Annotated in this window: 4 protein-coding genes; 3 read left to right on the top strand and 1 reads right to left on the bottom strand. The window is 65.7% G+C overall.

The annotated features are described in order from the left end of the window. Window positions 1-106: 106 nt before the first annotated feature. Window positions 107-673, bottom strand: coding sequence for a GNAT family N-acetyltransferase (locus AC5Y49_RS03200; RefSeq protein ID WP_499884326.1), 567 nt, complete (start codon window positions 671-673; stop codon window positions 107-109). A 222-nt stretch (window positions 674-895) separates the two neighbouring features. Here AC5Y49_RS03200 and AC5Y49_RS03195 point away from each other — a divergent pair, with 222 nt between their 5' ends. Genes AC5Y49_RS03195 through AC5Y49_RS03185 form a run of 3 tightly spaced genes read left to right on the top strand, consistent with a single transcriptional unit; the run spans window position 896 to window position 13,960 of the window. After that, the gene (locus tag AC5Y49_RS03195; RefSeq protein WP_499884325.1) at window positions 896-5,923 is read left to right on the top strand and encodes an amino acid adenylation domain-containing protein; all 5,028 of its coding nucleotides are present in this window, start codon (window positions 896-898) and stop codon (window positions 5,921-5,923) included. Next, window positions 5,920-10,485 carry an amino acid adenylation domain-containing protein gene (locus tag AC5Y49_RS03190; RefSeq protein ID WP_499884324.1) on the top strand — a complete coding sequence of 1,522 codons (4,566 nt, stop codon included), beginning with the start codon at window positions 5,920-5,922 and terminating at the stop codon, window positions 10,483-10,485. The genes AC5Y49_RS03195 and AC5Y49_RS03190 overlap by 4 nt, the downstream gene beginning before the upstream one ends. After that, entirely contained in the window at window positions 10,454-13,960 is a 3,507-nt protein-coding gene (locus AC5Y49_RS03185) for a non-ribosomal peptide synthetase (protein ID WP_499884323.1), read from the top strand. Before AC5Y49_RS03190 ends, AC5Y49_RS03185 begins: the two co-directional genes overlap by 32 nt. Window positions 13,961-13,963: the final 3 nt, after the last annotated feature.

The raw sequence follows: 13,963 nt of genomic DNA, 5'->3' as shown, positions 1-13,963 counted from the left end.
ACCTCTCGCTCGCCTAGTTCCGCCTGGCCTGGAGCCATGCAACTTAGCGAAGGCTAACATAAGCTCCCGGGCCGGAACGGGGTCGTTGGCGGGGGCGCAAACGCACTTATTGCTGCTCGCGGTCGCGGATCATCAGGGCAGCCCGCTTGTCTGGCAGGTCGATGTCCGCGGCGCGGCGGAACCCGGCATGTTCGCATATCCGGATCACCCGCGGGTTGTTGACGTCCGGCTCGCCGACGACTCGCTCCGTGCGGGGATCCGCATCCAACAACCAGGTGGACACGGCCCGCAGCAGATCCACCGCGAGCCCACGGCCGCGACATTGAGCGGGCCCCAACAGCAGATGAATGCCGGCATCGTGCTCGCGCGCGTCGTAATAGTCGGCCAGCGGATCAAGATCGGCGCGGTAGAGCTCCCAGTAGCTGATCGGGACACCGTCGAGTTCGCCCAGGTATGGCGTGGAGTGTGCGCTGTCGTCCTGCTGGCGCAGATATGAGCCGATCCGATCGCGGGGCCAAGGCTTCCGCCAAAACCTGGCCACCTCGGGATCGTTCATCCAGGCATGCATCACGTCGAGGTCGCGGGTCGGGTCAAGCCGCCGCAGCGAAAACTCCCCGGAGAACCCCGGATGGTCCAGGGCAATACGGCGATGCTGCAGATCCAGCCTGTCCACCCCCGTACCTTCTCACTGCCGGGACAGATGGTTGAACCACCCCGCGTTCCGGGCAGTTAGCATAGCCTATGCTAAGCCAGTGTTGCGGCGATGCCTGCTTTCCCGGGTCGGCCCGCCGGCCCTGGGCCTGGCTGGTCGGGCCGCCCGCCGCCGAGCGACGCTCGACCTAGCGTCACGACGGAAACTGCCCCAGCCGACTGAATGTCAGAAGTGAGACGAGGCGTGACAGACACTGCCAAAACCGTTCAGGACCGCCGCCGGGAACTGTTGCGGACCCGGATCGCCCAAAGCGGCGTTGCGGCGCGCGAAACGGGCGAGCTTCGAAGCCTGCGCGCCGGGGAACGTTACCGGCTGTCGACCGGCCAGCGCCGGATGTGGTTTCTGCAGACCATGGATGCGGGTGATTCCACGCTGAACATCTGTGTCGCCTACCAATTGACCGGCGCGCTCGACGAGCCGCGCTTACAAGCTGCGTTGCGCGAAGTCGTTGCGCGCCACGCTATTTTGCGAACCACCTATGGGGTTGACGGCGACGGTGAGCCGTATCAGGAGTTCCGTGATGATGTCGAGATCCCATGGGACATGCATGATTTTGCCGACGTTGCAGAAACGGATCGGCAGCAGCGCATCGAGGCGCTGACCCGAGCCGAGTTCGGCAGGCCGTTTGATCTCGCGAACGAACTCCCGCTGCGGGTCACTCTGCTACGCACCGGCCCGGACGAGGCGGTGCTGCTTCTCGTCGTGCACCACATTTGTTGGGACGACGACTGTTGGGATCTTTTCTTCAACGAATTGAGCGCTGCGTATCACGATCACCAACTCGGCAGCGCACCGCCACAATACGTCGCCGTCGAGGTGCTCGAGGACTCAGCCGAACCGGGCGAGGATGACATCGAGTATTGGCGAAACTCGCTGCAGCCGTTGCCGGAACCGGTCGAGCTTCCCGGGCCTGCTGCCGCCGACCCGTCGCGTCGCGCCGAACGTCGAACCCGGGCGGTGCCGGCCGAGCTGTTCGAGCGGGTCGAAACATTTGCTCGCCAACACTCGACATCGCCGTTCACGGTGTTGCTCGCGGCGTTCGGTGTGCTCACTCGGCGTTACAGCGGCGCCCCCGAGTTTCTGATCGCCGTCCCGGTCACCGACCGCCGCGCAGCCGCCCGGCGTGCCATCGGGTATTTTGGGAACACGCTGCTATTGCGGATCGCTCCAGGGCCGCACGGTGATTCGTTCGGCTCATTCGTCGACACGGTCCGCGAGACCTGTCTCGGCGGCTTCGCGCACCAGTCCGTCGGTATCGACCGCGTGGTCAGCGAGACAAATCCGGAACGGACGGCGGGACGCGACGGGATGGACCATCTGGTCCGACTCGGCTTCAGCATGCGCAAAAGTGCGGGCGGCTTCGCGCTGGACAACGTCGTTGTGCGACAACTCGAACTCGGTGCGGTGACCGCGCCGGTCCCGCTCGCCATGACAATCGTGGTCGAGCCCGAGGGCGTGTTGAGCGAGATCGAGTATCAGGCCGATGTGCTGTCCGACGCATTAGTCGATCAGATGCTGACCCATTACCTACAGCTGCTGGACACCGCGCTGAACGAGCCGGCGCATCGCGTCACCAGTCTGGACATGCTCGGCCCGGGCGAGCGGGCTGCCGTGCTGGCGCAATCGCACGGCGAGCTTGTCGCCACAACGGCCACCACGATCGTCGCCATGCTCGAATCGGCTGCCGCTGCGGCGCCCGACGCCGTCGCATTGGCTTCCGACGACGCCGAGCTGAGCTATGCCGCATTGCACCGGCGCGCGAATCGCTTGGCGCGCTGGCTAATTGATAAGGGAGTCGGCGAAGAAGACATCATCGGTTTGCGGATGGGCGCATCGATCGAGTTCATCGTCGCGGCGCTTGCCGTCCACAAAGCCGGTGCGGCGTATCTGCCTATTGATCCGGCCTACCCGGGTGACCGCATCGAGTACCTCACCACCGACAGCTGTCCCCGCATGGTTCTCGGGCAGCAACAGCTTCTCGCTGCCGAGGCGGCCGCTGCGCAACTGTCGGACGCCACGATTACTGACGCAGAGCGGGTTTGCCCGCTGCACCCCGACCAGTTGGCTTATGTCATCTACACTTCCGGCTCCACCGGGCAGCCCAAAGGCGTCGCTGTCTCACATCGCGCGATCGCCGACCACATCGCCGGCTTCATCGCCGAGTGGAGCATGACCGGCGACGACCGGCTGTTGCAGTCGTCGTCGGTGAGCTTCGACGCGTCACTGCCGGAGATTTTCATGACGTTGTCGGTTGGCGCCCGGCTGATCGTGCCCCGGCCCGACGCCTTCGGAGACATCGATTACATCGCCGATCTGATTGCCCGCCACCGCATTACGGTCGTGCACATGGTGCCCTCCCTGCTCAGCACGCTCCTGCTGCTGCCGCAGGCCACACAATGGCGCCAGTTGCGTCACGTCCCAGTCGGGGGTGAAGCACTGCCGGGGCAGGTGGCCGATAAGTTTGCCACCTACTTCGACGCCGAACTGCGTAACCACTACGGCCCGACTGAGGCGGTGGTCTGCTCTACGCACAAACTGGTAGACCGGTCGTACGGAACCGGCGTGGTACCGATCGGCGTGCCGAACCGCAATGTCTACACCTACGTACTCGACCACGAGTTGCAACCGGTGCCCGCCGAGGTGGTCGGCGAACTTTACCTCGGTGGCGCCCAACTCGCCCGCGGCTACCTTGGGCGAGCGGGCTTAACGGCCCAACGGTTCGTCGCCGACCCCTTCAACCCAGGGATGCGGCTGTATCGAACCGGCGACCTGGTCCGCCGCAACATCGCCGGAGAGCTGGAGTTCGTCAGCCGGGCCGACGAACAGGTCAAGGTGCGCGGCTTTCGTATCGAACCCGGCGAGGTCGAGTCCGCCATCGCGTCGCACCCGGCGGTGCAACAGTGCCTCGTCCTCGTCACCGACACCGAACAGGGGCCGGTGCTGGCCGCATACGTGGTGCCACGAGTCCAGCTCAACCTCGACGAGCTGCGTGCACACGCCGCAAAGCTGCTGCCGGACTACATGCTGCCCAACGCGTTTGCGCTAATCCCGGAAATCCCGGTAACCGTGAGCGGAAAGCTGGACAAGCGTGCGCTACCGCCCCCGACGCCGACTGCGGCGCGCGCCTACCGTGCGCCGGTCACGCCCACCGAGCGCCGCATCTGCGCGATCTTCGCGGGATTGTTCGGCTGCGAGCGAGTGAGCGCCGAAGACTCGTTCTTCGAATTGGGTGGCCACTCACTCCTGGCGGCCCGGCTGGTCGCCCAGATCCGCGCGGAATTCGGCGTGGAACTCGTCGTCCGCGCCGTCTTCGACACCCCGACGCCGGCCGGGCTGGCGGCTCGGCTGGTGGAGCAGTTTCGTGCGGAGTTCGACATCAACCTCGACGCGACGGATTTCGACGACACGCTCGACGATGCGGCGCCGGCATCGCGTTCGGGACGCCCGGAGCTTGTCGCATCGGCGCGCCCGCAGCGGATTCCGTTGTCCTATTCCCAGCTCGCCGCATGGTTCCAATATCGGATGGACGGCGCGCGTGACGCTTTCAACATGCCGTTCGCGCTGCGCTTCAGCGGTCCACTCGACACCGCCGCAATGGCGGCGGCGCTCAATGACGTGGTGGCCCGCCACGATGCGCTGCGCACGAATTTCGCCGAACACGACGGGATTCCCTTCCAGTTCGTGCATCCCACCGTGCAGCTGGAATTGCCGATCCGCAACGTCGGAGCGGAGCAGCTCGACGACGTGATCGCCGAGCTGCGCCGCGACGTTCTGTCACCGGAGACCGGGCCGCTGCTGCGGGCTACCTTGGTGCGGATCGACTCGGATACCCACGTGCTGTTCGTGATCATTCACCACATTGTCAGCGACCACACATCACTGGGCGTCATCTACGACGACCTCGTCACGGCTTATCGCGCTCGGCTGAGCGGCCAACCGCCGCAATGGACGCCGTTGCCCATCCAGTTCGTGGACTACGCCCTGTGGCAACGGCAGGCATTCGATGCACCGAGCGAGTGGGGACAGACCGAGGTCGACTATTGGCGTGACGCCCTGGCCGGCTTGCCCGACGAGATGGCGATAGCGCCCGACCGGGAACGTCAGCCGATCCTTGGAAAGCCGGGGGAGGTCGTGACTTTCACGCTGTCGGAGGCGCAGCGTTCGGCTCTTACCAGGCTTGCCGAGCAGAACGGAGCCACCGAGTTCATGGTATATCAGGCCGCGATTGCGGTGCTGGTGCACAAGCTCGGCGGCGGCACAGACATCGCGCTGGGCAGCCCGGTCGCGTCGCGAGTCGAAGCGGCCACCAGCAACCTGGTCGGTCTCTTCGCCAATATGGTGGTGCTACGCAACGACCTGTCCGACAATCCGAGTCTTCGCGCGATGGTCGCCCGCAGCCGCGACACGGTGCTCGATGCGTTCGCGCATCAGGAAGTCCCCATCGAACGCCTGGTTGAGGCGGTGAAGCCGGTGCGCACCCGGTTCCGGAACCCGCTGTACCAGAACGCGGTTCATTTCCGCGGCGAGGATTGGGCATTGACTCCACGCCACCTGACCGACACCGAGCACACCACCGTGGTAGCGCTTCCGATGGATTTCGACGTCTCGCTGCTGGATCTCGACATCGGCATGACCGTGACGACGTACGGGGAACTCGATGTGCGGGTGGTCGCCAACGCCGATCTTTACCAGCCGCAAACCGTTCGGCTCATCGCCGATGCGCTCAAAGCCGCGCTTGAAGCCTTCGCGACGACGCCGGATTGCCCGGTATCGACCGTGGAATTGCTTCCGGCGGCCGCTCTGGAGAAGGTCCTCGCGCCACCGATCGCCGCCGCCGGCGGTCCATCCCAACCGGCCATCGGCGGCTCGGAGGAAACCGAGCGGCTGTTGATCACGCTATTGGAGGAGTTGCTCGACATCACCGGCGTCGACCGCGACGACAACTTCTTTGCGCTCGGGGGTGACAGCATCATTTCCATCAAGTGGTCGGCCCAGGCGACGGCACAGGGACTGGCTCTGACACCGGCAATGGTGTTCGAGCACATGACCATCGGAGAGTTGGCCGCCGCGGTCGATGCCGCCACGCTCGCCGATCAGCCCGCGGCCCACGGCGAACCAGTGCAGGAGCGGGAGTACACGCCGATGAGCACGTCCGGGTTGAGTGCCGATGCGTTGGCCGAGTTGACGGCCGCGTGGCAAGAGCAATCGTGACGACCACGCCGCCGCAGATCGAGGACGTGCTGGCCCTCAGCCCGCTGCAAGAGGGCTTGTTCGCCTTGTACCGGCTGGCCGAGGACGGCGTCGACCTGTACAGCATGCAGTTCGTGGTGGACATCGACGGCCCGGTTGACGTCGTATTGCTGCGCCGCAGCGCCGCCGCCATGCTGGTTCGGCACCCGAACCTGCGGGCCGCATTCTGGGATCGGGGCGTGCCCAAGCCGGTGCAGATCGTGCCGGTCGAGGCGGAATTGCCGTGGTCGGAACGCGTTGCGCTGCCAACCGAATTCGAGTCGATTGCGCGATCCGAGCGGCGACGCCGGTTCGACCTGAGCCGCGGTCCGGCGCTGCGGGTCGTCTTGCTCACGGTGCCGGGGGAGTCACGACGGCGGATGATCTTCACCGCCCACCACATCCTGGTGGACGGCTGGGCGCTGGCGGTGTTCTTCACCGAGATGCTCGCCGTGTATCGGGCCGGCGGATTGCTGGAGGCGCTACCGGCGCCGCGCCCGTATCGCGACTACATCGTCTGGCTGGCCGAGCAGGACAAGGCGGCCGCGTTCAACACCTGGTGTGAGTATCTCGCGGGGGCCTCTGGGCCACTCATGGTGGCCGACGGCACCGTCGTCGCGGGTGATGCGGTGCCGGAGAAGGCAACCCTGCTACTGTCCGCAGCCGATACCGCACGCCTGCGCCACTGGAGCAGCAGTTCCGGCATCACGTTGGGTACCGCGGTCCTGTTCGCCTGGGCCGTCGTTCTCGGCAGAATCACCGACCGCCGCGACGTCGTGTTCGGCACCATCGTCTCCGGACGTCCCGAGAACTTGCCCGGGGTGGACACCATGGTCGGACTTTTCATCAACGCCGTACCGGTGGTACATCAGTTGCGCAACACGACATCCGTAGTCGAGCAATGCATCCGGTTGCAGCGCGAACTGTCGGCAATGCGTGACATCGGGTATTTCAGCCTCTCGGAACTGCAGCGCCAGTACGGCCAGGGCCCCCTGTTCGACAGCCTGTTTCTCTTCGAGAATGCGCCCATCGAGGACGCCATCACAACGGTCACCGAAGCCGACGGCACCCGCTTTACCCCGGTGGAGATGGAAAGCCTGACCCACTATCCGTTGACCGTGGTGTCGCATCTGCACGACGACGCCCTGGTGGTGGTTGTCGAGGCGATTCGCGCTGCGCTTCCGCATCTTCCGGCCGCCGAGATCGCCGAGCGAGTACTCGTCGTGTTGCGCCAACTTCCCGATGTCGGCGACGGTAACCCGGACGCACTGGACGTTCTCTCCCCGGCCGAGCGCATCGAATGCGCCGACCTCGCCGCATTGTCGATACCCACTCCGGTCGAAACGGTCTGGGAGGTTTTCCAACGGCAGGTGTCCGCGACTCCGGACGCGCCGGCCTTGACCGCCGGAAGCGGTGAGCGTTACAGCTATGCCGAACTTCATGCCGAAGCGAGCCGGTTGGCGGGGGAGTTGGTTGCCAACGGTGTTGGACCGGAAACAGTTGTCGCACTTGTGCTGCCGCGCTCACCCCGATCCATCATCGCGATTCTGGCGGTGCTGGCCGCCGGCGGCGCTTATCTGCCGGTAGACATCACGTTGCCTGCAGTGCGCATCGCGTCGATGCTGCGCCAAGCCGACCCGATATTGACGATCACCCAACTGGGCTACGCCGAGCTGCTGGAAGCCGGATTGCCCGCGTTGCTTCTCGACGAGACCGCAGCGGCCGAGCGCATTTCGCTGCTCCCGGCCGTCGCACCGTCGATACGTCGTCACCCCGGGCACGCCGCGTACGTCATCTTCACGTCCGGATCCACCGGGGAGCCCAAAGGAGTTGTCGGCACCAACGCCGCGCTCCTCAGCTACTTCACCGACCACCGCGACCGTGTCTACCGGCCGGCACAGGTCCGGCTGAACCGACCACTGCGGATCGCGCACGCCTGGTCGTTCAGCTTCGACGCATCGTGGCAGCCGATGGTCGGCCTGCTCGACGGTCACGCGCTGCACCTGTTCGACGCCGAGGAGATACGCGACGCCGACCTGCTGGTGCGCGGAATAGCCGCGCACCGAATCGACATGATCGATACGACGCCATCGATGCTTGTCCAACTTCGCGCCGCCGGGCTGTTGGACTGCAACCTTTCAGTCCTGGCATTGGGCGGCGAAGCGATCGATACCGCGTTATGGGACCAGCTGCGTGCGCTGTCGCCGGCCGCGGTCTACAACTGCTATGGCCCCACCGAAACCACGGTTGAAGCGGTGGTGGCAGCGGTAGGTGAACATAGAACACCGGCAATCGGCACCGCCAATGCCGGAACCTGCGGCTATGTCTTGGATTCGGGCTTGCGCATGGTCCCCAACGGCGTCGTCGGTGAGCTCTACCTGTCCGGCGCCCAATTAGCGCGCGGCTACGTCGGCAGGGCGGCGATGACGGCGGCTCGGTTCGTGGCGGACCCGTTTCGGCCCGGCCGGCGCATGTACCGCACCGGGGACGTGGTTCGCCGGCTCGCCGATGGCGCCTTCAGCTATCTGGGTCGCGGCGACACCCAAGTCAAGATCCGCGGCTACCGCGTCGAAATCAGCGAGATCGAGGCGGCGCTGCGCAGCCTGCCCGAGGTGCACGACGCGGCGGTGTCAGTACTTCGTCGTTCCGGCAGTACCCAGCTCGTGGGATTCGTTGTGTGGCAAGACGACGCCGAAGGCAACCCCGTTCGTGTGCGGGCCACGCTCACCCAGCGTTTGCCGCTGTACATGGTCCCGGCGCGGATCGTCGCAGTACCTCAGTTGCCGGTGAACGCCAACGGCAAGCTGGACGGCCATGCGTTGGATCGGCTGGCCGAAGATGCGCTTGCCTGTGTCGCCGAACACGGTGCAGCGTCGGCGTCCACCGACACCGAACGGCTGCTGTGCGAGGTATTCGAAGAGCAGTTCAACGGTGTGACGCCACACGTCGACGAGGACCTTTTCACCCTCGGGCTGGACAGCATTGTGGCGATCTCGCTGGTACACAAGGCTCAGCGGCGCGGCCTTATGGCAAGCCCACGGATGGTGTTTGCCTGCCCCACGATTCGCCAACTCGCCGCGGCCATCGACGAGGCGGTGAGCTCGGCAGCTCCCGTCGAGGGTGACGAATACGGTGAGGTGCTGCCGCTGCCGATGGTGTCCTGGCTGTACGAGTACGGTGCCTACCGCCGCTTCACCCACACAGTTTTGCTTCGGCTGCCCGACGATATCGACGAATCGTCCATCGAGTCGATGCTGCAATTGTTGCTCGACGGACACGACACACTGCGATCGCTTGTGACCGAGACCCCCGACGGGCCACGCCTGGCCACCCGTGCACCAGGCTCGGTCCATGCGGTCGACGTGCTGACCACCGCGGACTTGTCGGGCACGACCGGAGAGGAATTCGGTTCGGCCATCACGCATTACGCCCGCATGGCCAATGACGGAATCGACCCGCACGGGGGTGCGATGGTGCGGGCGGTATGGCTTTCCGGCGCCCGGGAGCAGGTACTGCTCATCAGCGCCCACCACTTGGCGGTAGACGTGGTCTCCTGGCACATCATGCTGGGAGATCTTGTTGAAGCATGGCGGATGACGCAGTCGGGGGTAACCCCGAAGACGCTGCCAGAGTTCACTTCCTATCGCCGTTGGTCGGAACTGATGTGGGAGCGGGCGGTGACGCCGGAGGTGTTGGCTCAGCGCGACTATTGGGCCGCGCAGGTCCACGATGCCGATCCCGCCTTGGGATCGCGGCATCCGGACCCCGTCCGGGACACCTGGTCCACCCTGCGCGTCACGCCGGTGATCACCCCGGTTGATGTCACCGCGCAGGTGTTGTCCAGACTGGTCAGGGCCGAAGGCATGCGCGAATTCCTGTTGGCCGTGGCCGCTATGACCGTGGCGAGTTGGCGGCGGGCACGGCAGCAAGATCCCGGTGCGGGGGCGCTGGTCGCCCTGGAGGGGCATGGTCGGGCGGATGCCGTGCTGGACACCGACACCACCAACACGGTCGGCTGGTTCACCACGGCGTTCCCGGTGCGCATCGGCGCGGGTGCGGCGCCGGTCGACGTCGAGCAGGCCGAGAACGATCCCGATGCGGCCGCAGCGTTATTCGAGTCGGTAGCGGCGCAGTTGCGGGCGATCCCGAACGAGGGCCTGGATTACGGTCTGCTCCGTTACATCGCGCGCATCCCCGAGGTGCAGGCCGAACCCCAGATCCAGTTCGGCTATCTGGGCCGGCTGGACCTCGGTGGTGTCAGCGACCAGCCATGGTCGCTACTCACCGAACCGCATATCACTGCGCTGCCGATCGACCCCGAACCCGATCTGCCGCTGCGTTTCGCGCTGAACATCAGCACCCTGGTCGGCACTACCGAAAACGGCTCACAACTGATCACCAACCTGCGCTGGAGCGATGCGCTGTTCGCCATGGCCGACATCGACCTGCTGGCAGAATTCTGGCAGCGCGGCGTGGCGGTCCTCGCGGCTGGCTTGGAAAGAAGGGACCGGCATGGCGCCGCGGCAGAGTTTGCCCGACGGTGAGCGGATCCACCGGGACGACATCAGGGCTACCGTTGCGGCCCAACTCGATTGCCCGGCCGCAGACATCGCCGACGACGACGACCTGATCCAGCTCGGCCTGAACTCGATCCGGATGATGGCCCTGGCAGGAGGGTGGCGCAAACGTGGCGCCGACATCACCTTCGCCCAACTTGCCGCCAGCCCGACAGTGGAATCCTGGCACGCTCTGCTCGGCGTGGACGAGGCGGAAAGCGCCGCAGAGCCGGTCGCGGTCGCCTCCGTTGAGGCGGTTGCCGCCGCAGATGACGAAAACGCCCCGTTCCCGCTGGCCGCCATGCAGCACGCGTACTGGATCGGCCGCTCCGATGACCAGCGGCTCGGCGGCGTGGCGGCCCACCTTTACGTCGAATTCGACGGGGGGCCAGTAGATCCGGTACGCCTGGAACAGGCGGTATCCGACCTCGTCGCGATCCACCCGATGCTTCGCACCCGGTTCCTGCCCGACGGGACCCAACAAACCATGCCGCTGCCCGGGCGGCCGGTGTTCGCCGTCGTGGACCTGCGCGGGCAGCCCCCCGAGGCCACCGCAGCCACGTTGGCGGAGTTGCGCGACGGTAAAACTCACCAGCGCCTGGCCATCGAAGACGGTCAAGTCTTCGACGTCGCATTGACGTTGTACGACGAGAACCGCAGCCGGCTGCATCTGGACGTCGACATGCTGGCCGGTGATGCAATGAGCTACCGCGTACTGGTTTCCGAGCTCGCCGAGCTGTACCGGAGCGCAACGCTGACGACGCCCGGCTACAGCTACCGCCGGTATCGCACCGAGCACACCACAGACAGCGCCGCACGCGACGGTGACCGGCAATGGTGGCAGCAGCGGCTACCCGCCATGCCCGGCGCACCGGAACTTCCGACGCTGGCAAGTGGCGACGACACAGCGTCACATCGCACTGTGCGCCACGAACACTGGCTGGAACCGGCCGCCAAGCAGCGCCTGATGGTCGGGGCCCACCGGCGCGGGGTCACACCGGCGATGGCAGTGGCAGCCATCTTTGCCGACGCCGTCGGCGGCTGGACCGCCCAGAGCAGATTCCTACTGAACGTTCCGCTGTTTCAGCGCCACTCCGTCCATCCCGACATCGACCGGGTGATCGGAGACTTCACCTCATCGGTCATGCTGGAAGTCGATGTCTCCGAAAACATGTCGGTAGCGAACCGGGCCCGGGACCTCCAGCGCCGAATGTACGAAAGTGCAAGTCACTCCACGTATTCGGGACTCGATGTGCTGCGAGATCTGGCCAGACATCGCGACGAGCCGGTGCTGGCGCCCGTCGTCTTCACCAGTGCCCTCGATCTCGGTGAACTGTTCGCCGACAACGTCATCGAGACCTTCGGCGAGCCGGTGTGGATCGTCTCGCAGGGTCCCCAAGTGTTACTCGATGCCCAGATCACCGAGCTGCGTGGTGGTTTGCTGGTCAACTGGGACGTCCGTGAGTCGGCTTTTCCGCCGGGCCTGATCGACACCATGTTCGCCAGATTCACCGACGCGATCGAACGGCTCACCGACAGTGATGCAGGCTGGGACGCGGAGGCCGTGCTGCGGTTGCCCACCGACCAGGCGCAAGTCCGGGCCGCGGCCAACGCGACTGCCGGCCCGGTCAGCGGTCGGTGCCTGCACCAGGGTTTCTTCGAAAGCGCTGCGGCTACACCCGATGCGACCGCCGTGGTATGGGGGGTCGGCGAAGATGCCGGCGCGTGGAGCTATGCCGAACTCGCGCAGCGCTCACTGGCGGTTGCCGGGGCGCTGCAAGCCTGCGGTGTGGGGCCGGGGGACACCGTCGCTGTTCAGCTTCCCAAAGGCCGTGACCAGGTATTGGCGGTACTCGGGATACTCGCGGCCGGGGCGGCCTATCTGCCGATCGGATTCGATCAGCCAGCGGCGCGGCGCGCCAAGATACTTCAGACCGCGGACGTCACCGCGGCCCTTACCTGCGCGGGCGCCGAGATGGGCGCGTCGATTCCGTGCCTGGCCATCGACGAGGCGCGCAACTATCCCGCGCCGTTGTCGGCACCGGTCTTCACCGACGTCGACGAAATCGCCTACGTGATTTTCACCTCCGGCTCGACGGGTTTACCCAAGGGAGTGGATGTCCGCCATCGCGGGGCGATGAACACGATCGACGCCGTCAACGAGTGGTTCGAGGTCGGCAGTGTCGATCGGGTACTGGCGCTGTCTGCGCTCGAATTCGACGCATCGGTCTACGACATCTTCGGCATGTTGTCGGCGGGTGGCTCGCTGGTTGCTGTCGATTCCGAGCAACGGGCCGCAGCCACCACCTGGGTGGAGTTGCTGCGCCACCACCGGGTCTCGATCCTCAACTGCGTGCCCAGCATGCTGGACATGATCTTGGAGCTCGGCGGTGACCGGCTGGGCGACTCGCTGCGGGCGGTCACCCTCGGCGGTGACTGGGTCGGCGCTGATCTGGCCCGCCGACTGGCCAAGCAGGTGCCGGGCTGCCGGTTCGCCGGTCTCGGTGGCGCAACCGAAACGTCGATCCATCACACGATCTGCGAAGTGACCGGCGAACCACCAGCGCACTGGGCCACGGTGCCGTTCGGCTTGCCACTACGCAATGTGCGGTGCCGGGTGGTTTCCCCCTCGGGCCGCGACTGCCCCGATTGGGTGCCCGGCGAACTGTGGGTGGGCGGCGCGAACGTCGCAGCGGGCTACCGTAACGACCCGCAGCGAACAGCGGAGCGTTTCGTCGAATACGACGGTATTCGGTGGTATCGAACCGGCGACATGGCCAGATACTGGCCGGACGGCACCATCGAGTTCCTCGGCCGGGCTGACGATCAGGTGCAGATTCGCGGCTACCGCGTCGAACTCGGCGAGGTGGAGAGCGCGCTGCGGGCGGTGCCCGGCGTGCGCCACGCCGTCGCCGCTGTGATCGAAGCCAACGCACCCACTTTGGTTGCCGCGGTTGCCGGAGACCCGCTCGACGTTGACGCTGTTGCCACGGCTGTCGCCGATGTGTTGCCGAGTTACATGGTTCCCAAGCGGATCGTGGTGTTGGAACAGATTCCGTTGACGCCGAACGGAAAACTGGACCGGCGCGCCGTGAACAAACTGCTCGAGCCGCAGGCCGCGGACACCCCAGACAGTGCCCCGAGCAACGACGTGGAGGCGGCGCTCGCCATGATCGTCGCTGAGGTACTGGGCGCGGATAGTGTTGGTGTGCAACAGAACTTCTTCGCGATGGGTGGTGATTCGGTGCTGGCCACCACCGTGATCGCGCGGGTCCGCGACTGGCTGGAAATCGATCACGCAGTGGTTGCCGACCTGTTTGCCGCGCGCACCGCCGCCGGCTTGGCGCAGCGGCTGAATCAGCGTGAAGCGCAACGCGGTACACCAGCCCGCCTCGCGGTGATCGCGCGGGCCTACCTCGAAGTCGCTGCGCTGACCGATGAGCAGGTTCTCGCCCAGGAATGACCC

This window comes from Mycobacterium sp. NGS62 (genome assembly GCF_059812285.1).
This window is presented reverse-complemented; position numbering and strand designations above follow the sequence as displayed.

Coding starts and splice junctions, on each gene's coding strand:
- AC5Y49_RS03185 (WP_499884323.1), top strand. CDS start 10,454: ATGGCGCCGCGGCAGAGTTTGCCCGACGGTGAGCGGATCCACCGGGAC.